19 protein-coding genes, 1 tRNA gene and 4 pseudogenes are annotated in these 21,208 nt (G+C 33.0%); 16 read left to right on the top strand and 8 right to left on the bottom strand.

All coding sequences use genetic code 11. The features are described 5' to 3' along the window. Window positions 1-14: 14 nt before the first annotated feature. The gene (gene ubiA / locus AAHN00_RS05220; RefSeq protein WP_342272580.1) at window positions 15-872 is read right to left on the bottom strand and encodes a 4-hydroxybenzoate octaprenyltransferase; all 858 of its coding nucleotides are present in this window, start codon (window positions 870-872) and stop codon (window positions 15-17) included. 481 nt (window positions 873-1,353) lie between these two features. On the opposite strand from ubiA, the gene AAHN00_RS05215 reads away from it, so the two are divergent. Further along, window positions 1,354-3,852 (top strand): valine--tRNA ligase, encoded by a 2,499-nt coding sequence (locus AAHN00_RS05215; protein WP_342272324.1) that lies wholly within the window; start codon window positions 1,354-1,356, stop codon window positions 3,850-3,852. Between the two features lie 510 nt (window positions 3,853-4,362). Beyond that, the gene (locus AAHN00_RS05210; protein ID WP_342272323.1) at window positions 4,363-4,530 is read left to right on the top strand and encodes a hypothetical protein; all 168 of its coding nucleotides are present in this window, start codon (window positions 4,363-4,365) and stop codon (window positions 4,528-4,530) included. A gap of 109 nt (window positions 4,531-4,639) precedes the next feature. Here AAHN00_RS05210 and AAHN00_RS05205 read toward each other — a convergent pair. From AAHN00_RS05205 to AAHN00_RS05195, 3 genes and pseudogenes are all read right to left on the bottom strand, one after another. Then, a pseudogene (locus AAHN00_RS05205) lies at window positions 4,640-4,879 on the bottom strand (DDE-type integrase/transposase/recombinase); the annotation flags it as partial. A 23-nt stretch (window positions 4,880-4,902) separates the two neighbouring features. Further along, on the bottom strand, window positions 4,903-6,165 hold the full coding sequence (locus AAHN00_RS05200; RefSeq protein WP_342270914.1) for an IS256 family transposase: 1,263 nt from the start codon (window positions 6,163-6,165) through the stop codon (window positions 4,903-4,905). An 86-nt stretch (window positions 6,166-6,251) separates the two neighbouring features. Then, window positions 6,252-6,731 (bottom strand): annotated as a pseudogene (locus tag AAHN00_RS05195) (IS6 family transposase); the annotation flags it as partial. Window positions 6,732-7,238: 507 nt separating this feature from the next. Here AAHN00_RS05195 and AAHN00_RS05190 point away from each other — a divergent pair. The 6 genes from AAHN00_RS05190 to AAHN00_RS05165 all read left to right on the top strand — a co-directional run bounded on the left by AAHN00_RS05190 (window position 7,239) and on the right by AAHN00_RS05165 (window position 11,122). Next, window positions 7,239-7,946 carry an IS6 family transposase gene (locus AAHN00_RS05190; protein ID WP_342270905.1) on the top strand — a complete coding sequence of 236 codons (708 nt, stop codon included), beginning with the start codon at window positions 7,239-7,241 and terminating at the stop codon, window positions 7,944-7,946. Between the two features lie 543 nt (window positions 7,947-8,489). Next, window positions 8,490-8,615: a hypothetical protein gene (locus AAHN00_RS05185; RefSeq protein WP_342272322.1), complete on the top strand. Its 126-nt coding sequence runs from the start codon at window positions 8,490-8,492 to the stop codon at window positions 8,613-8,615. A 42-nt stretch (window positions 8,616-8,657) separates the two neighbouring features. Continuing rightward, complete coding sequence (locus AAHN00_RS05180; protein WP_342271025.1) at window positions 8,658-9,638, top strand: transposase; 981 nt, start codon at window positions 8,658-8,660, stop codon at window positions 9,636-9,638. Beyond that, window positions 9,619-9,927 carry a transposase gene (locus AAHN00_RS05175; protein WP_342272579.1) on the top strand — a complete coding sequence of 103 codons (309 nt, stop codon included), beginning with the start codon at window positions 9,619-9,621 and terminating at the stop codon, window positions 9,925-9,927. The genes AAHN00_RS05180 and AAHN00_RS05175 overlap by 20 nt, the downstream gene beginning before the upstream one ends. A gap of 50 nt (window positions 9,928-9,977) precedes the next feature. Next, complete coding sequence (locus AAHN00_RS05170; protein ID WP_342270937.1) at window positions 9,978-10,268, top strand: transposase; 291 nt, start codon at window positions 9,978-9,980, stop codon at window positions 10,266-10,268. Continuing rightward, complete coding sequence (locus AAHN00_RS05165) at window positions 10,226-11,122, top strand: IS3 family transposase (RefSeq protein WP_342272578.1); 897 nt, start codon at window positions 10,226-10,228, stop codon at window positions 11,120-11,122. Before AAHN00_RS05170 ends, AAHN00_RS05165 begins: the two co-directional genes overlap by 43 nt. On the opposite strand, the gene AAHN00_RS05160 is transcribed toward AAHN00_RS05165, so the two are convergent. Continuing rightward, on the bottom strand, window positions 11,119-12,099 hold the full coding sequence (locus tag AAHN00_RS05160; protein WP_342271025.1) for a transposase: 981 nt from the start codon (window positions 12,097-12,099) through the stop codon (window positions 11,119-11,121). The genes AAHN00_RS05165 and AAHN00_RS05160 overlap by 4 nt on opposite strands. Window positions 12,100-12,218: 119 nt before the next feature. Here AAHN00_RS05160 and AAHN00_RS05155 point away from each other — a divergent pair. Continuing rightward, window positions 12,219-12,479 (top strand): annotated as a pseudogene (locus AAHN00_RS05155) (transposase); the annotation flags it as partial. Window positions 12,480-12,533: 54 nt separating this feature from the next. Here the strand turns inward: AAHN00_RS05155 and AAHN00_RS05150 are convergent. Further along, window positions 12,534-13,718: an IS3 family transposase gene (locus AAHN00_RS05150; protein WP_342270912.1), complete on the bottom strand. Its 1,185-nt coding sequence runs from the start codon at window positions 13,716-13,718 to the stop codon at window positions 12,534-12,536. Between the two features lie 85 nt (window positions 13,719-13,803). Between AAHN00_RS05150 and AAHN00_RS05145 the strand changes: the two are divergent. Beyond that, window positions 13,804-14,292 (top strand): annotated as a pseudogene (locus AAHN00_RS05145) (IS256 family transposase); the annotation flags it as partial. A gap of 177 nt (window positions 14,293-14,469) precedes the next feature. On the opposite strand, the gene AAHN00_RS05140 reads toward AAHN00_RS05145, so the two are convergent. Together AAHN00_RS05140 and AAHN00_RS05135 are read right to left on the bottom strand one after the other, a co-directional pair. Continuing rightward, a complete protein-coding gene (locus AAHN00_RS05140; RefSeq protein WP_342272577.1) occupies window positions 14,470-15,120 on the bottom strand; it encodes an MFS transporter in 651 nt (216 codons plus the stop codon). 122 nt (window positions 15,121-15,242) lie between these two features. After that, window positions 15,243-16,505, bottom strand: coding sequence for an IS256 family transposase (locus AAHN00_RS05135; RefSeq protein ID WP_342272321.1), 1,263 nt, complete (start codon window positions 16,503-16,505; stop codon window positions 15,243-15,245). A gap of 800 nt (window positions 16,506-17,305) precedes the next feature. Here AAHN00_RS05135 and AAHN00_RS05130 point away from each other — a divergent pair. From AAHN00_RS05130 to yidD, 6 genes are all read left to right on the top strand, one after another. After that, window positions 17,306-17,485, top strand: a complete 180-nt coding sequence (locus tag AAHN00_RS05130) for a hypothetical protein (RefSeq protein WP_342272320.1) — start codon at window positions 17,306-17,308, stop codon at window positions 17,483-17,485. Between the two features lie 167 nt (window positions 17,486-17,652). Then, window positions 17,653-18,045 (top strand): transposase, encoded by a 393-nt coding sequence (locus AAHN00_RS05125; RefSeq protein WP_342272319.1) that lies wholly within the window; start codon window positions 17,653-17,655, stop codon window positions 18,043-18,045. Between the two features lie 175 nt (window positions 18,046-18,220). Then, window positions 18,221-18,305: transfer RNA gene (locus AAHN00_RS05120), tRNA-Leu, on the top strand. 291 nt (window positions 18,306-18,596) lie between these two features. Then, a complete protein-coding gene (gene mgtE, locus AAHN00_RS05115) occupies window positions 18,597-19,967 on the top strand; it encodes a magnesium transporter (protein WP_341755048.1) in 1,371 nt (456 codons plus the stop codon). Between the two features lie 479 nt (window positions 19,968-20,446). Then, window positions 20,447-20,752 (top strand): HU family DNA-binding protein, encoded by a 306-nt coding sequence (locus AAHN00_RS05110; RefSeq protein WP_342272318.1) that lies wholly within the window; start codon window positions 20,447-20,449, stop codon window positions 20,750-20,752. A gap of 130 nt (window positions 20,753-20,882) precedes the next feature. Then, window positions 20,883-21,122, top strand: coding sequence for a membrane protein insertion efficiency factor YidD (gene yidD / locus AAHN00_RS05105; RefSeq protein WP_342272576.1), 240 nt, complete (start codon window positions 20,883-20,885; stop codon window positions 21,120-21,122). The last annotated feature ends 86 nt before the right edge of the window (window positions 21,123-21,208 follow it).

Raw genomic sequence — 21,208 nt, 5'->3', positions numbered from 1 at the left:
ATCAGCACAATTATTTAATTATGCAAATCTAATGCACCTAAAGCCAAGATTAAACCAACGTAATTATTATTTTTAAACCTAGTAAGACAATTTTGTGGGTCTGAGATTTCTAATGTTACTACCTGCCAAGTTAGCATTATATAAGCACAGAGAATAGCTATATAGTTAGGTCGATGGGTTGCTATAATGTTAGAAAGTATGAATAATAATATGAAGATGGTATAGTAAATATATAAATGTAATTTATAATTTCTCTTTTCTAAAAAAAGTGGCATTGACTTGATCTTAATCTTCTTATCGTCCTTTATATCCATAAAGCCATAAATAATGTCATAACCAATAATCCAAAAACAGCAGGCAATATACATTATAATAGCTTCTAGTGATATTTTATCAATTACCGCACTATTACCAATTAAAACTCCATTAAATGTTAACCCTAGAAATATTTGTGGAAAGAAAGTAATTCTTTTCATTAGCGGATATAAAACGATCAAGATAAAGGAAAAGAACCCTAAGCAAATTGCTGTTTTATTTAATGACAATAAAATGGTCAGGGAAATAATTGATAATATAGTTAATAAAATCATCGCGTCACTTACATTCAATGATCCATTCGCCAAAGGTCTGTTTTTTGTTCGTAAAACATGTTTATCAAAATCTTTGTCCAAAATATCGTTAAGAATGCAACCAGCTCCCCTAGTAATGATACTTCCGATAAAAAATAATAATAATAATTTTAGCAAACTATATATTGTAATATTGGTAAGAAGAACCCCAAAGCAGGCTGAGAAAAATACCAACAGATAGCCAGTAGGATTGTACAGCCTCATTAAACTAAGACTTAGGAAAAATTTATTTGGCATCACTATTAATTATAATATATCTTGGTTAAAAAAATGAGCAATACCACAAAAATAATGATAATTGCTATTAGTGGAACATAAAAATCTGATATATTCACAAATATAACCGAATTTGGCATAACTCGTTATAGCTAACCCGATTAGTATACTGCTCGTAAATGAATAGTTGGTAGACGATAGTATAACTTCAAGAAGAGCTAGGAGTGTCAAAATCGAGCAGCGGAGCGTACATTAGTACGTGAGCAGCGGAGATCTTTAGACACGACAACGCCAATTCTTGAAGTTCACCGAGTATATTATACCAAACTCACAAACGTCTATTAGCGAGGAATCACTTTAGTGGCAACGAAGCAATCCACAAGAAATAATCAAAAATGGATTGCTTCGTAGACCTTTGGTCTCCTTGCAATGACGGCGTAATACTAAGTTAGCTATATATCGAATTCAGGTTAGTTAGCAACACTCCCTATATAATTAGGATATTATTATGATAGCATTTCCAAAAGATTATAGCTTTAGTGAAAGCGAAAGAAAATGGCAAAAATTTTGGCAAGAACAAAAAATTTATCTTTGGGATAAAAATGAAACAAGAGAAAATAGTTTTGTAGTAGATACTCCGCCACCAACAGTCTCAGGACAACTGCATATAGGACATGTTTATAGTTATACCCAGGCGGATTTTATTGTCCGTTTTAAACGGATGCTGGGTAAAAATATTTTTTATCCAATCGGTTTTGATGATAATGGTTTGCCTACCGAACGTTTAGTTGAAAAACAAAAACAGCTAAAAGCAGCTAGTATAGCAAGAGAGCAATTTATTGAAATATGTAAAGAAGTCGTTATTTCTGAAGAAGAAAAGTTTCGTTCATTATTTAATCAAATGGCTTTATCGGTTGATTGGACTTTAGAGTATCAAACAATTAATCCGTTATCACGAAAAATATCACAAATGTCATTTTTAGACTTAGTTGATAAAGGAGAAATTTACCGCAATAATCAACCAATATTGTGGGATACAGTTGATCAAACGGCTTTGGCTCAGGCTGATATCGAAGATCAAGAAAAAACCTCAATGATGAATGACATAGTTTTTCAGACTAATAAGGGTGAGAAGATTATTATTGCTACCACTAGACCAGAATTGTTAGCAGCGTGCGTTGCGGTATTTTATAACCCAAATGATGATAGATACAAACATTTGCAAGGGCAATTTGCCATAACACCGCTATTTGATGTTAAAGTACCTATTTTAGCAGATGATTTAGTGCAAATAGATAAAGGAACTGGGCTTGTTATGTGCTGTACTTTTGGTGACGTAACCGACATAACTTGGTGGAGAACGCATAATTTACCTATGAAGATTATTATAGATAAAAAAGGTACGATAGATTTCCCAGCCGAATTATCAAATTCATCTTCTTATAATCAGATAAATGGCTTAAAAATAAAAGATGCTAGAAGTAAAATTATTGAAATCTTAAAAGAGAAAAATTTATTAATTAAACAAGTAGAAATTACTCAAACAGTAAAATGTGCTGAACGTTCAGGGGCTCCACTAGAAATACTTACAACACCTCAATGGTTTGTTCGTACGATAAAACATAAAGACATTTTAATGCAACGAGCAAATGAGATTAATTGGCATCCCCAAAATATGAAAATTAGGCTTGAGAATTGGATAAATAGCCTATCATGGGATTGGTGTATAAGTCGTCAACGCTATTTTGGTGTGCCATTCCCTGTTTGGTATTCTAAAAGAATTGGCGAAGTAGGCAAAGCTATATTTCCAGATATAACCCAACTACCAGTAGACCCAACCCAAGATTTACCAATTGGCTATTCGCGGGAAGAGGTAGAGCCAGATTATGACGTTATGGATACTTGGGCGACTAGTGCCATCTCGCCGCAATTAAGTAGTCACGGTATATCTGAAAAGTTTAATATAGATGCTGAGCGTCACCATAAATTATTTCCAGCTGATTTACGACCGCAAGCTCATGAAATTATTAGGACATGGGCTTTTTACACAATACTTAAAGCCCAATTGCATGAAAATACCCTACCTTGGAAAAACATCATGATTAGTGGATGGTGTCTTGCATTTGATCGTAGCAAAATGTCAAAATCTAAAGGGAATATTATTGTACCACAAAAATTGCTAGAGCAATACGGTGCTGATGTAACGCGTTATTGGACTTCTAAATCTAGACTTGGAGCAGACACTGTTTACTCTGAAGACGTGCTGAAAAATGGTAAGAGGCTTGTTAATAAATTATGGAACGCTGCTAAATTTGCTGCTATTCACTTCGATAAATTAGACCCACTAGATAAAAATGCCCAGATTTCTGATATAGAAAGCAAAATTTGTCATAAGTTTGACCAATGGTTAATAGTAAAACTAGTTGAGTTAGTAAGCAAAATTGAATCAGATATGCAAAATTATGAGTATGCCAATGCTGTGGATTTGATAGAAAAGTTTTTTTGGTCAGTATTTTGTGATAATTACCTCGAGATAACTAAAACCCGAGCTTATAATATGGATGGTTCAGATAATAAAGACCAGTATAGTGCCATAATAACCTTATATCATTCTATAAAAATCTTGCTTAAATTATTAGCTCCTTTCCTTCCACATATAACAGAAGAAATTTGGCAAATTTTGTATAGTACAAAATCTATACATACAAGGGGCAACTGGTCTCAAATCAAAAATTTATCTTTTCCGGTAGATCAAACTGAGCCTGATAGACTTATTGAAATACTAGATTTGGTTAGGAAAGCTAAAGCAGAAAAGAATTTCTCAGTTAAAGCTGATATTGAGATACTAGAAATTATAGGAGAAAAACTTTCTGATGACCTAATAATAGATCTCAAAAACGTTACGTCTGCTCGCACCATAGAATTTGTTGAGCAATTTTCATCAACAAATCAAGTTCTAAAGAATGGTGACGTCGTAATTAATGTAACATATACTCAAATGCTTTGAAAAATTACTCAATAACAACCAGCTGAAGCTGGTGGGTTGATATCTAGACTGGAAGTCGCTATTACTCTAAAGAGATATTACTAATGCCTGTGCTATCTCTCTGATCCTAATTCTTATAAGTTACCCTGCAATACTTTGTAGCGATATTTAGTGATCCAAACAACATGAAAGCGATGGTAAAATACAGTGTGGCTAGTCTTGTTATAATCTGTCATATATGATATTTTAATATACATGAAGAGCTTGCTCTTATGTATATTAAAATGTATATTAAAATATCATATATTCAAGTTATAGTGAATTGAAATATTAGAACAAGGACTGAAGTCTTTCCCAGCTGAAGCTGGGGGTTTTAACCAAAAAGGTGACTATAAATCAATGTCTAAGTTTTTAGAGTTTAACATAAGTTAACCACTCTGCACTGCAAGTGCAGAGCTTAATATTACGGCATGAATGCCTCATGTATGTACTAACTTAAAAGTTAGAAACTATTTGTGGCTCATTTAGAAAGTGTCACAACACAAAAAGAATATATCTGTGAAGTGTAAGATTTTGTTAAAAAATATCTGTATGATTCATTCTTATCTTTTCTTGATAAGATATTTAAAATTTATGTTGAAACGACGCACTGCAAGTGCGGGGTTTTTCTCCCAAAGTGGGACAATAAAATTAGTATAGTTAGCTTTTAGTGAGATTAAACAAAATGACTACCGTTATCTAGTCCATCGGTTTTGTCGCATCTATAAATCATACTACATCAAGATTGTTAAAACTAAGATTTTGGACATTATGATGCCATTAACATAGCAAAATTCTCAAAAGTAGAAAGATTATCATTAGCTCCAATTATTTGTCTTTTTTGCATCATACGAATATTTTCTATACCGGTAATAGTCATTTCTGCAGAATGAAAACTCTTAAAACCAAGCATTGGCTTTGTACGTTTTTTGATAAACCTATGATCTTGTTCTACAAGATTATTCAGGTATTTGGTCTGAATAACCTTAATTTTATAATCTTTAGGGAGTCAATCATTTAATTTGTGTAAGTTCATTTTTTATTTTCCAATAAATCATATTTAAAATCTCCACAAAGTATTTCAAATTGATTTAAAGCTAAAGACCAATCTTTAATAGGCATGGTCCATTTTTTGGCTGCATTTTGTAGGGATAAAAATATTATTTTTTGAATTGACTTATCATCTGGAAACACCCCCTTATTTTTGATAATTTTTCTAATTTGACGATTTACAGATTCTATAGTGTTAGTAGTATAAATTACCTTTCTGATCTCTTCAGGAAAGGCAAAAAACGGTATTATCCCAGACCAATTACGTTGCCAAATATCAGAAATTACCGGATATTTTTTATCCCATTTTACACCAAATTGCTGAAGTTTTAAACGTGCCATTTCGTCATTATTAGCTGTATAAATTTGTTTTAGATCTGATGTGACCTCTTTTAAATCTTTATATGACACATACTTTACTGAATTGCGAACCATATGTACAATACATAATTGTACTATAGTACTCGGGAATACACTGCTTATAGCTTCTGGAAAGCCCTTTAAACCATCCACACAAGCAACATAAATTTGTTCAATTCCTCGATTCTTTAACTCAGTAACTACTTGCATCCAAAATTTAGCACCTTCATTTTTGCCTATCCAAATGCCAAGTAACTCCTTTTTCCCTTCTATATTTACAGCAAGTGCTAAATATACTGCTTTATTTATTACTATGTGATTGTCTCTAGATTTTACATAGATACAGTCCAAGTATAATATTGGATACACCCTATCTAAACAACGATTTTGCCACCTAGTTACTTCTTCTATCACCCCATCTGTTATGGTGGATATCAAGTCACCAGATACATCAGTTTGATATATTTCTTCTAAATGCCCTCGGATCTCGCTGACTGTCATACCGCGACCATAAAGGGATATCACTTTCTCATCAAATCCATTAAATCTCCTCAGCCCTTTTGGTATTAATTGAGGATTATACTCTCCTTCCCGATCTCTTGGTACTTCTACTGTCAGCTTACGACCATCCCCATCAATTACTGTCTTCTCATAGCTACCATTACGACGATTATTATCTACTTTTGGCATCTTGCTATGTTTTGAATATCCTAATTCATGATCCAACTCACTTGCTAATATTTTCTCAACTATTTGCTTCTTTAGCTGTTGAAATAAACCATCTCGACCAAATAACTCCGATGGATCTGCTTTTGATAATAATTCTTCTACTAGCTGATTACTGATGTCTAATGTATCTTTATCTGTATCTAATTTTTTAGCCATAATTCCTCCTTGCTTGCTTAAGTTATTTTTTTTACAGTAATCTCTTACTGCTTTCTTTGCAACTTACACAAACTATAGGACAGACTCTCTTTAGGAACTTCTGTATTCAAATCATTAAGAGCAGCCGTATTACTACCGCTTTTATCAATTACTACTTTCTCAGGAAAATTATTCTCTCTAAAGGCTTTACGAAAAAATGCAAGTGCTGCAGGCTTGTCTCTATGCTTACGTAGCAGAAAGTCTACAGTATTACCAAGACTATCTAGTGCTCTATATAAATAAACCCATTTACCGTTTAATTTAATATAAGTCTCATCCATTCTCCAACTACTACCAACTGGCTTCTTTCTTTTTCTAACCACCTGATCTATCAATGGTACAAATTTTATAACCCATCTTTGTAATGTAGAGTGATCAATTTTTGCTCCCCTTATACTCATCATTTCTTCCAAATCTCGATAACTTAAAGAAAATCGGCATTTCATATAGACAAATAACATTATTATTTCTGGTGAAGAACAAAATCCTTTGAAATATGATAATAATCTTGCAGTAATACGAAACATCTTAACATCTTTTTTAGATCATTATATCAATCTTTTTTCTATTGTCCAACATATGCGACAGAACCTTATTGATATGCTGGTTGTCACATATGCTGTAGCCAGCTTTTGCTATTTCCTTTGCTATAGTATACTTGCCAGTCCCTGGTTTACCTATTAGGTAGATAGTCCATCCGCCAAAACTCAAGAAAATATTATTTTAGGCACTAATTCCCAAAAACTGTACGATTTTAGAACAAATTACTACGATTTTGAGGGCTAATTTAAATTTTTTTGTCAAAAAACAGCCTATTTCTTAAAACGTACTAAATTTTCCCACTACTACTTTTTCTTATTTCCATAAGCTTTTGATACTAAAACCCTCATTTTCTTATGGATTTTGCTATTATTTTATGCCATAAAACCCTATTATCTATAGGGCTTGTAGAGTTTTAGCGGATGGACTGGTTCTGTCGCATATGTTGGACAATAGAAAAAAGATTGATATAATGATCTAAAAAAGATGTTAAGATGTTTCGTATTACTGCAAGATTATTATCATATTTCAAAGGATTTTGTTCTTCACCAGAAATAATAATGTTATTTGTCTATATGAAATGCCGATTTTCTTTAAGTTATCGAGATTTGGAAGAAATGATGAGTATAAGGGGAGCAAAAATTGATCACTCTACATTACAAAGATGGGTTATAAAATTTGTACCATTGATAGATCAGGTGGTTAGAAAAAGAAAGAAGCCAGTTGGTAGTAGTTGGAGAATGGATGAGACTTATATTAAATTAAACGGTAAATGGGTTTATTTATATAGAGCACTAGATAGTCTTGGTAATACTGTAGACTTTCTGCTACGTAAGCATAGAGACAAGCCTGCAGCACTTGCATTTTTTCGTAAAGCCTTTAGAGAGAATAATTTTCCTGAGAAAGTAGTAATTGATAAAAGCGGTAGTAATACGGCTGCTCTTAATGATTTGAATACAGAAGTTCCTAAAGATTATAAAATTAAGGTTATTCAGACCAAATACCTGAATAATCTTGTAGAACAAGATCATAGGTTTATCAAAAAACGTACAAAGCCAATGCTTGGTTTTAAGAGTTTTCATTCTGCAGAAATGACTATTACCGGTATAGAAAATATTCGTATGATGCAAAAAAGACAAATAATTGGAGCTAATGATAATCTTTCTACTTTTGAGAATTTTGCTATGTTAATGGCATCATAATGTCCAAAACCTTAGTTTTAACAATCTTGATGTAGTATGATTTATAGATGCGACAAAACCTGTGCTAAGGCGTATACAATACTACTATAAGTATACTCAATTAACCTGAAGAGTTGGCAAAATGATTAAAAGTTATAGTCTGAAATTGGTCAGTTATAAGAGTAAGCAAATTACCTTTGTATTGATCAATATTAGCAAAAAATCTATCTATAGCTTCTGAGAATTGAGCAAAATTAGGCTCTGTACAAATAAGTGTGTAAATTTTTCAAAGGTTATATAAAAATATAATATAACAAAAGGAGAAATTATAATGCACCAAAAACAAAATGAAGCAATGAATCAAGCGATAGATTTATTAGTTAACCACTCTGCACTGCAAGTGCAGAGCTTAATATTACGGCATGAATGCCTCATGTATGTACTAACTTAAAAGTTAGAAACTATTTGTGTATGGCTCATTTAGAAAGTGTCACAACACAAAAAGAATATATCTGTGAAGTGTAAGATTTTGTTAAAAAATATCTTATCTTATCTTATCTTTTCTTGATAAGATATTTAAAATTTATGTTGAAACGACGCACTGCAAGTGCGGGGTTTTTCTCCCAAAGTGGGACAATAAATAATGATACAGATATATCAACATTACTTAAACAGGAGTTTCGCACTTAGCAAAAAATATGTTAATCTAGCAAGAAAGAGTTTTAGTTAAGCATGGCAAGATCAAAATGTAGCAAAGACTTATATAAATCATTTTTACAAGCAAGTAGCGTAAGATATAGTGGTAAAGCATTATCTGAAGTAAGTCCAATAAACCTATCTCATGATAGTGCAAGTCGATGGTTAAATAGTAAGGATTTCCGCCCTAGCGGGATCTACAGAGAAGTGTCAAAATATATTGATAGGGAAGCTTCTTGTTTATTAGTGGGAGATGACACGTTATTGTCAAAGCAATACAGTAAGAAAATTGAGCTTGTACATTATCAATATTCTGGAGCTGTACATGATGTTATACCTGGTATAGGGATGGTCAACTTACTGCATTACAATGCTAAAACTGATCAATCTACCCCTGTAGATTATAGAATATATGATAAAGAAACTGATGGAAAAACAAAGAATGAGCATTTTTGTGATATGCTTACTTTAGCTAAGGAAAGAGGGATCAATCCTGATGCAGTAGTAATGGATGCGTGGTATAGCGGTTTGGAGAATTTGAAACATATACGTAATTTAGGTTGGACATGGGTTAGTAACCTAAGAAAAAATAGAAAAGTTAATCATAATGTTAGCTTAGAAAGTTTAGAGATTCCTGATGAGGGACTAAAAATTCACCTACGTGGATACGGTTGGGTTACGGTATTTAAGTTTGTGGCAAAAAATGGTCGCATTGATTACATAACAACTAACTTAGAAAATCCAACACGTGAACAAATAGAGAAAATTGTTAAGGCACGGTGGTCTATAGAAGTTTATCATCGAGAATTAAAACAAACTTGTGGTATTGAACGCTGTCAGGCACGCACGGGTCGAGCTCAGAGAAATCATATTTGCCTTGCTGTATTTGCTTGGCTCGATATGAACAAAAGGAGGATAAATGAAAAAATTACTTTATATCAACAAACTTGGGAAGTTATAAAAACATCAATTCAGAACAACATTAGATGCCTTTTAGCTGATTCGCAATTTTGCTAACTGCGAAACTCCTGTTAAAGAGGATGGTTTATTAAAACAATTAACCAAACGGCTTGTAGAGAAGGCATTGCAGTCAGAGATGAATAATCATTTAGGATATGATAAATATTGTCATACTGATAGTGATAATGTTCGTAATGGTAGGAATGTAAAGAATCTAGTAACAAATAATGGAGTTGTAGAGATTGAGGTTCCAAGGGATAGAAGTAGTACATTTGAACCTGCATTAATTCCGAAGCGTCAAAGACGTATTGAAGGATTTGATGATAAAATAATGATGTGGTTATAGTTTTCCGGACAGTTAATAGGAGACAATATTAACAGAAAGGAAGTACAAAAATGACTAATAGCAAACCAAAGGTTTATCCGGCTGAATTTAAAGAGTCAGCAGTTAAATTAGCAATTGAGTCCAAGCGACCTGTGTCACAAACAGCTAAAGAGTTAGGTATTACTAGAAATACTCTATATACTTGGGTAGATAAATATTCCAAACCTAAAGAATCAATAATGCGAACAGATGAACATCTCTATGATGAATTAAAAAGATTAAAGAAAGATTTAGCTAGGGTAACGCAGGAGCGTGATCTATTAAAAAAGGCTGCCGCGTACTTTGCGAAAGAGTCCCAATAAAGTACGCATGGATAAAGAAGCATAAAGGTGATTTTTCAACTGCGATTATGTGCAAATTTATGAAAGTATCACGTAGTGGCTATTATGAATGGTTAACTACCCCTGAATGCAATAGGGACAAAGAAGATAATGCTTTAACCTGTAAGATTAAAACAATTTTTCAAGAAGGTAGAAGGAATTATGGATCTAGACCCATTAAAAAGGAACTATCTAGACACGGTATAATTGTTAGTCGGAAGCGGATTGCAAGGCTAATGAATGAAGCTGGTTTAGTATGTAAAAGCAAACATAAATTTAAAGCAACTACTGATTCTAGTCATAATAAGCAAGTTGCTCCTAATTTATTGGATAGAAAGTTCAAGGTCTATGCTGCTAATTGTTATTGGGTTGGGGACATCACATATGTTCCAACTGAAGAAGGTTGGCTGTACTTAGCAACCGTTATTGATCTATTTTCTAGGAAAATTATAGGGTGGTCAATGAATAGTAACATGAAAGCTGATTTAGTTAATAATGCTCTGCTAATGGCAATATGGCAACGTAAACCACCTAAAGGACTTATTTGGCATACTGATAGAGGTAGTCAATATTGTTCTGATAGCCATTCAAAACTTACAAAACAACATGGTATTATACAGAGTATGAGCGGTAAAGGAAATTGTTGGGATAATGCTGTTGCTGAAAGCTTTTTTCACACTATAAAAACAGAACTAATTTATCAATATAAATTTAAAACTAGGGAGGAAGCAAAATATGCCATATTTGAATATATAGAAGTATTTTATAATCGTATAAGGATGCATTCAACTAATGACTATCTATCACCTGTACAATACCAGGAGTTTCGCAGTTAGCAAAATTGCGAATCAGCTAAAAGGCATCTAATGTTGTTCTGAATTGATGTTTTTATAACTTCCCAAGTTTGTTGATATAAAGTAATTTTTTCATTTATCCTCCTTTTGTTCATATCGAGCCAAGCAAATACAGCAAGGCAAATATGATTTCTCTGAGCTCGACCCGTGCGTGCCTGACAGCGTTCAATACCACAAGTTTGTTTTAATTCTCGATGATAAACTTCTATAGACCACCGTGCCTTAACAATTTTCTCTATTTGTTCACGTGTTGGATTTTCTAAGTTAGTTGTTATGTAATCAATGCGACCATTTTTTGCCACAAACTTAAATACCGTAACCCAACCGTATCCACGTAGGTGAATTTTTAGTCCCTCATCAGGAATCTCTAAACTTTCTAAGCTAACATTATGATTAACTTTTCTATTTTTTCTTAGGTTACTAACCCATGTCCAACCTAAATTACGTATATGTTTCAAATTCTCCAAACCGCTATACCACGCATCCATTACTACTGCATCAGGATTGATCCCTCTTTCCTTAGCTAAAGTAAGCATATCACAAAAATGCTCATTCTTTGTTTTTCCATCAGTTTCTTTATCATATATTCTATAATCTACAGGGGTAGATTGATCAGTTTTAGCATTGTAATGCAGTAAGTTGACCATCCCTATACCAGGTATAACATCATGTACAGCTCCAGAATATTGATAATGTACAAGCTCAATTTTCTTACTGTATTGCTTTGACAATAACGTGTCATCTCCCACTAATAAACAAGAAGCTTCCCTATCAATATATTTTGACACTTCTCTGTAGATCCCGCTAGGGCGGAAATCCTTACTATTTAACCATCGACTTGCACTATCATGAGATAGGTTTATTGGACTTACTTCAGATAATGCTTTACCACTATATCTTACGCTACTTGCTTGTAAAAATGATTTATATAAGTCTTTGCTACATTTTGATCTTGCCATGCTTAACTAAAACTCTTTCTTGCTAGATTAACATATTTTTTGCTAAGTGCGAAACTCCTGAATACGAGAAAATGCAAAAATGTGCCTAAACAAACTGTCCGGAAAACTGTTGACAGATCATAATATCATTATACGCTAAAGGAATGAGCTTATCTGATATTAAGATTCAAATGCAAGAATTGTATGGAGCTGACGTTAGCGAAAGTTTGATAAGTCAAATTACTGATGATGTAATTGAGGATGTCAAGATATGGCAAAGCCGACCATTGGATCGAGTATATGCTATAGTATTTTTTGACTGTTTAGTAGTAAAAGTACGTCAAGATAAACGAATTATCAATAAGTCTGTATATGTAGCATTAGGTATTGATGAAACTGGACTGATTTTTCAAGACAAATTTTTCACTAATTTTGTTTCCCATTTTACATAATTTTTAAGCTGCATTTTGTAAGTAATCAAGATACACGTTCATCGGTTTTTTATAACCAATACTTGAATGGAATCTTTGATTGTTATATTTATCCATGTATTTATCAATACCATCTTTAAGTTCTGCGATATTTTTAAAATCATTTATAAATATACAATTATATTTTAAAGTTCTAAAAAATCTTTCAATCACAATATTATCAATGCTTCTACCCTTACCGTTCATTGAGATTTGTATATTATTCTCTTTTAGAATTCCCGTATGCTCATGTCCAGTATATTGACTACCCTGATCACTATTGAATATTTGTGGTGCAGGGTATTTATTCAGTGCATCTTTTAATACATCGGTTACAAGTGATGCATCCATAGAATTAGATACTTTATAACTTAGTATTGCCTTACTATGCCAATCTATAATCGCCACAAGATACATAAATCCTCCGTTAGTTCTAATATAAGTAATGTCACCACTCCACACTTGATTAACATAAGGTACATGAATAGTTCTATTCGTTCCTGATTTGTGCCAGTACGGCTCAAGCAAATAGCTATAAATTTTATGTTGACCATCCTTCACAGAAGTAGATTGCTTTTTATGAGGATGAATAGCTTCTATACCCATTATTCCCATATATTTAAGCACCCTATCTCTGCCCACATTAAAGCCGTCTTCCAATAATTGTTTGTATATATAACGATAACCATACTCAGGGTTATCCGTATATATTTCATCTATTCTATTTAAAATATCAAGATTATATAAGCTCATTACTTTAGCTTTATAATATACTCCAGATCTGCTTATCTTTAATAGTTCACATTGCCTTGTCTTTGCTAACGTACTCAGCTTGGGGTCGACAAGACTTTTCTTATTTGATAAGTCCAAGCTGTTTAGCTTTCCCACCGCCCAGTCCCTCTCGACTGTAGCCTTACCTAATGCTTTTGCAAGTTCATCGTTTTGATTCTTAAGTTCACTAATCTGCCCTTTGTACTCACTAACAGCTTTTGCTGGCTCAAATGCCAATGACGCATTATCTAAAAATTGTCGTTTCCAGTTTTGCATAGTTTTAGCCGTTACTTCATATTTGACCGATAACTGACCTATTGTTGATTCTTCTTTTAACATCTCTAATACTATTTTAGTTTTTGCTTCTGCACTAAAATTTTTAATTTGTTTTTTACCCATTTGTTTCTCTTTAATTTTATTTATTATTCTATACTTATTGAGAAACAAAAATACCTGCTTCTTTGTCTAATTTTTTCAGTCCATTATAGATTTATCTGGAAGGAAGGATATTTTAGGATTGTGGATCAGTGAAAATGAAGGAGCGAAATTTTGGCTTGGTAATTTTACTGAGATGAAGAACAGAGGTATGCAAGACATGCTTATTGCTTGCAGTGATAATTTAACCGGTATGTCTGAGGCAATAGAAGCAGTTTTTCCGAAAACCGAACATCAATTATGTATTGTACATCAGATTAGAAATAGTTTAAAATATGTATCATATAAAGACCGAAAAGAATTAGCGGCTGATTTAAAGCCTATATATACTGCTAGCACAGAGGAAGAAGCACATCTTGCTTTAGAATCTTTTGAAGCTAAATGGAGTAAACAGTATCCACAAATTGCTAAATCTTGGTATGTTCATTGGGAAAATTTAATGGTTTTTCTAGGATACCCTGAGGCGATAAGGAAAGTAATATACACAACTAATAGTGTAGAATCTGTCAATAGCCAATTACGTAAGGTTACTAAGAGTTAACCACTCTGCACTGCAAGTGCAGAGCTTAATATTACGGCATGAATGCCTCATGTATGTACTAACTTAAAAGTTAGAAACTATTTGTGTATGGCTCATTTAGAAAGTGTCACAACACAAAAAGAATATATCTGTGAAGTGTAAGATTTTGTTAAAAAATATCTGTATGATTCATTCTTATCTTTTCTTGATAAGATATTTAAAATTTATGTTGAAACGACGCACTGCAAGTGCGGGGTTTTTCTCCCAAAGTGGGACAATAAAATGGTTATCAAAAAATGTTTTTAATCGTAATTTTGCATTAGCAAATTCTTGTGCTTCTCTTAAGTTAGTTCTAGCAACTGTACCTATAGTGGCAATTATCATCCCAAACCAAAAAAGATAGCGCCAATTAAATCCATAGTTAGTAATCAAAAAACCAAAACCTAATGCAACCATTGACCCCAAGGAGGCACAAACCGTAATCAACGTTACAACTGGATATTGTATTGGTGGTTTTGTTATTTCCATTAAATATAACTCTGCTCCCACCCTCTCACCTAAGGAAGATATACCTTGTACTGCACGACATATACTAATAATCCACGAAGCCGTAATTCCAATTTGTTCATAAGTTGGCAAGGTAGCCATAACAAAACACGAGGCTGCCATCATAAAGGTTGTAACAATGATAGTTATTTTTCGACCAATAGTGTCTCCTATCCACCCAAACAGCAATGCTCCAAATGGTCTAAAAACAAAAGTGATACTATATGCAATTGCAGTAAAAAAAGAGGCAGAATCTGGATCATTTTGGGGAAAAAACAGACTATTGAGTAAAACAGCCATATGTACATAAAGCATTAGGTCAAAATACTCTAAGAACGTGCCAATTGAGAGTAATCCAATAGCTTCTTTTTGTTGTTTAGTTAGATTGGTTTGAGTGAGTCAATCATTTAATTTGTGTAAGTTCATTTTTTATTTTCCAATAAATCATATTTAAAATCTCCACAAAGTATTTCAAATTGATTTAAAGCTAAAGACCAATCTTTAATAGGCATGGTCCATTTTTTGGCTGCATTTTGTAGGGATAAAAATATTATTTTTTGAATTGACTTATCATCTGGAAACACCCCCTTATTTTTGATAATTTTTCTAATTTGACGATTTACAGATTCTATAGTGTTAGTAGTATAAATTACCTTTCTGATCTCTTCAGGAAAGGCAAAAAACAGTATTATCCCAGACCAATTACGTTGCCAAATATCAGAAATTACCGGATATTTTTTATCCCATTTTACACCAAATTGCTGAAGTTTTAAACGTGCCATTTCGTCATTATTAGCTGTATAAATTTGTTTTAGATCTGATGTGACCTCTTTTAAATCTTTATATGACACATACTTTACTGAATTGCGAACCATATGTACAATACATAATTGTACTATAGTACTCGGGAATACACTGCTTATAGCTTCTGGAAAGCCCTTTAAACCATCCACACAAGCAACATAAATTTGTTCAATTCCTCGATTCTTTAACTCAGTAACTACTTGCATCCAAAATTTAGCACCTTCATTTTTGCCTATCCAAATGCCAAGTAACTCCTTTTTCCCTTCTATATTTACAGCAAGTGCTAAATATACTGCTTTATTTATTACTATGTGATTGTCTCTAGATTTTACATAGATACAGTCCAAGTATAATATTGGATACACCCTATCTAAACAACGATTTTGCCACCTAGTTACTTCTTCTATCACCCCATCTGTTATGGTGGATATCAAGTCACCAGATACATCAGTTTGATATATTTCTTCTAAATGCCCTCGGATCTCGCTGACTGTCATACCGCGACCATAAAGGGATATCACTTTCTCATCAAATCCATTAAATCTCCTCAGCCCTTTTGGTATTAATTGAGGATTATACTCTCCTTCCCGATCTCTTGGTACTTCTACTGTCAGCTTACGACCATCCCCATCAATTACTGTCTTCTCATAGCTACCATTACGACGATTATTATCTACTTTTGGCATCTTGCTATGTTTTGAATATCCTAATTCATGATCCAACTCACTTGCTAATATTTTCTCAACTATTTGCTTCTTTAGCTGTTGAAATAAACCATCTCGACCAAATAACTCCGATGGATCTGCTTTTGATAATAATTCTTCTACTAGCTGATTACTGATGTCTAATGTATCTTTATCTGTATCTAATTTTTTAGCCATAATTCCTCCTTGCTTGCTTAAGTTACTTTTTTTACAGTAATCTCTTACTGCTTTCTTTGCAACTTACACAAACTATAGGACAGACTCGTTTGAGTATATATAACTCTACCATCTGCTTGTACAAATTTGCTCATAGTTGTTTAAATCTTACTTATATATTATCTAGAATTATATATAACTGTTTTAAAAACCCCACATGTCAATTTGACATATGGGACTATAATTTTAGGGTTTGATACTACATAATTTCATAACACATATGGAGTTTCCAGCTAGTACGGTATCTGCTTCCGAGTCAGACGTATCAGGACAAGTTTCGTACGAAGCATTATGCTGGGAAGAAGATGCTCCCTGATATGAGTGAAATTGTTGACAATGCTATTCTAATTGTCTATCAGCCCAACTTGAAGCAGACACAGAAATTTCTTCATCCTTGTTAGGATATTTTGTGGTGATTGCCTTAATAGCATTAACCCATTGCCCTACCTCTGAAGAAACATCAGTATAGACTCGTGTAGCATCCTTCTTAAATATTCCTAAACTGCACTCTTAAACAGATCGAGACTTACCTTGTCTTCTTCTTTCCCGTTACCTTTATCCCCATCATCAAAATCATCAACCATTTTATATTTTGCCATGCTATTAGGTTGATTTATGTTGCCATATTTTAATTAAAATCAATTCTAAAATAATAGTCAACTTATTTTAGTTAACCACTCTGCACTGCAAGTGCAGAGCTTAATATTACGGCATGAATGCCTCATGTATGTACTAACTTAAAAGTTAGAAACTATTTGTGTATGGCTCATTTAGAAAGTGTCACAACACAAAAAAATATATCTGTGAAGTGTAAGATTTTGTTAAAAAATATCCTATCTTTTCTTGATAAGATATTTAAAATTTATGTTGAAACGACGCACTGCAAGTGCGGGGTTTTTCTCCCAAAGTGGGACAATAAAAAAATTAATTATTTTTCATAATATAAACAATATTTCGTATGCTATACAATTTTGATAATCAACATCTCTTTGATCTCAGGCTATATTTTTACCAAATATCCCTTTTCTCCCTTCTAATTCTAATTTGTTTATAGAACCGTGATATTGTTACAACCAAGATTTTTTTAATTTTCGATATTATAATTTTCTTGCTATCGTTCAACCAAATCTTCAATACTTATAAACACTATAATAATGGCATTACTCTTGCTAGCACTGTAATATGTGAAGCACCAGAACTTGGTAATATTACTTTTAGGCAGTTAACATCTTTAGTAGATCTTGCTCCTTTTGCTAGAGAAAGCGGTAGTTATAAAGGTAGAAGAAGTATTTTTGCCGGTAGAGGTAATCTTCGAAGAGTTCTTTATATGGCTGCAGTAGCTGTCTTACGATGTAATAAGCGTTTACGTAATTTTTATGACCACTTAATTGCTAAACATAAACCAGCAAAAGTTGCTCTTGTTGCTGTTATGCGTAAATTACTAGCTTTTATGCACTCTATTGTCAAAAATAATTCTTCTTGCAATGAAAATTTATGGTAAGTTATTATTTTCTTATTGACTTCCATTACGGATGCTCGTGTATTTTCAAATCCAATTCGTAGGATCATTCGAGTATATATTGATATTAGTAGAATAATTTGTTATATACACTATTTGGATTAACCAAAATTATTTAGGCTACTGGAATAATTTTATTAAAAACTTATTATTAATTGCGGTCGTGGCGAAATTGGTAGACGCGCAGCTTTGAGGGGGCTGTTCTTAACAGAGTGGAAGTTCAAGTCTTCTCGACCGCACCAGTTTTCTATATACTCTCAACTTAGTTGTCTTATAAAACCTAACATGTTAGAATACAAGTGACTCATCCTTCTTGGCTATTGAGGGTACTTTTAGAAAATTCAGTATATATACTCAAATCATTTGAGTATACTCGGTGAACTTCAAGAATTAAGGTCGTCGTATCTAAAAATCGAAGCTGCTCCGTTACTCATGTATGCTCTGCTGCTCGACTTTGCTACTGCCTAGCTCTTCTTGAAGTTGACCTTCATACTAACTCTTGAAATCATAGCAGTATACTCAAACGAGGAGTTATGCAAAATCAATCAAAAAATATGTTGTCGGTTCATCAAAACCAATTTGACGAAACATTTGAGCACATTAATAATCTTCTGAATAATGATGAATTTGGCAAAGCAATAGAGATTATGAGTAATCTTCACTATGCAGATCTTGCAGATGTTTTAGATAATATAAATCAGAAAACTTATAAAACAATTCTTCCTTTGTTACAGGATACACTAAAGCCTGAAACTTTAGTACAGCTTAGCGTGAACAGTAAACCACTTATAATGCAAATTTTAGGTGTACAGAAAAGTGTACAGTTAATTAATCAACTTGCTATAGAAGATGCTGTTGAAGTTATCGAGGATCTTGATGATCTAACAAAAGAAATGATCTTAAATAATCTCAAAGCAGAAAAAAGACAGCAAATTATAGAAGGCTGTACTTACCCAGAAGATACTGTTGGTAGGGTAATCGAAAGAAATTTTGTGTCATTTCAAGAAGATTGGACAGTAGCCACGGCTATAGATTTTATTAGACACAAACATATAACACAAGATTTTCATGCTGCTATTGTACTCGACAGTAAATACCGACCTATAGGTAGTATACTTCTAAGCACTTTACTGAAGCATAAAGGGGATAAGTTAGTAAAAGATCTTATGAATCCTGAATTTAAAATTACCGATGTATTCACTAATTTAAGTGAGTTAAGTTTTATTTTTAAACAATATGCTCTAACAATTGTACCAGTGGTGAATAAAAGCGGCAAGTTAATAGGTACCGTTTCAATAGATAGTATGCTTTACATCATTGAACAACAAACCGAAAAAGATATAATGTCACTCGGTGGCGTTCATACTCAAGATACATTTTACAATCTATTTTATACTGTGAGACACAGATTCCCTTGGTTATTTGTCAATTTAATTACTGCTTGTATGACATCGATAATTATTAACCAGTTTAGTATTACAATCTCAAAACTTATAACACTAGCAGCTATTATGCCTATTGTTGCTTCTATGGGAGGGAATGCCGGCACACAAGCCATGACAGTGACAGTTAGAGCACTTGCCAACAAAGATATTCACCATAATAATGTGCTGAGAGTGATTCTTAAAGAAATAGCTGTATGCGGATTTAACGGCTCTATATTGGCCTTAGTTGGGGCACTATTAAGCTTAGCAATGCTTTCTGATCCAAATCTTAGCTTGATTTTCTCCATAGCCGTTATCCTAACGTTTCTCATAGCTGGTCTTTTTGGCTCAGTAATACCAATTACTCTACATTATTTAAATATTGATCCCGCCACTGGCTCAGGTGTATTCTTAACCACCATAACTGATTCATTTGCATTTTTTACCTTTCTTACTTTAGCTTATACCTTTTTGGTGTAAACTTGCCTTGAGATTATCGAGTTTAAAGTGCTACAAGAAGTCTATTGAAGTATTAGTTACTCACACCTTACGCATAACCCCTATGGCAATTTAAAAATTGCAGAAAAGTACAAGACATCATTACGAGACCACGTAGTGGTCGTGGCAATCCACATTTATTGGATTGCCGCGTCGCCGCTTTGCGGCTCTTCGCAATGACATTTATGCATTTTAAAAAACAAACTTTTCTATCATTAGCTGTGACTTTTAAACTGCCCTGCTTGAATGCTTATATGATGATGCTTGACAGCCAGTAACAACAAATAGAGATATGTGTTAATAATATCAAAAAGAAACGTAAAGTGAAAATATTTTATAATATAGATAACTTTAATAGCTAATAATTATTGATTTACAACATCTATATCTATATCTTTACCTGATAGACAAGGTATCATTAGCTGAATTAAATTAAACTAACTCACTTAAAGGAAAAATTTATGCACAAAGGTGAATTCATTGATTATATAGCAAACCAACAAAACTGTACTAAAGTTGAAGCTGAAAAGATTATAAATACATTTACCAATGCAGTTACTTCTATTCTTGCTGAAGGTAAAGACGTAATACTGATTGGCTTTGGTAAGTTTTACTCTAGTAAAGTAGCAGCTAGAGCTGGCAAAAATCCTAGAACTGGTCAGCCTCTTAAAATTGAAGCTTACGTTCAACCTAAGTTCTCTGCTGGTGAAAAACTAAAATCTGCCTGCAATGGACGTAAAGAATCAAAACCAAAAACTGCAAAGTAAGTAATATACTCAAATGATTTGAAGAATTGGATTTGAAAATGAATGGTGAGCATGCAAACCCATGATATTTTTAAAAAACAATTCTTTAAATTATTTGATTATACTCTATTTTGAGCTAACCATGATCAAAATGAAACATCGCTTTAATTTTTTACTCATACTTATTAGATTTTATCAATTCTTTATTTCCCCCCTACTTGGTGATAATTGTCGTTTTAATCCATCATGTTCAGAATATGCTAGATCAGCAATAATAATGCATGGTAATATTAAAGGATTATGGTTATTTATTAAGAGAATAATTAGGTGTAATCCTTTCTGTCAAGGTGGATATGATCCTGTGCCTAATACTACCCAACCTGAAAATTAATTGGAAGAGTATATTCGAATGCTTTGAAGAATTGTTTTTTGAAAATATCAGGAACTCGCATACACATATACTAAATGTACACCTAG

The sequence above is a fragment of the Candidatus Tisiphia endosymbiont of Parasteatoda lunata genome (assembly GCF_964030955.1).
GTDB lineage: Bacteria > Pseudomonadota > Alphaproteobacteria > Rickettsiales > Rickettsiaceae > Tisiphia.
This window is presented reverse-complemented; position numbering and strand designations above follow the sequence as displayed.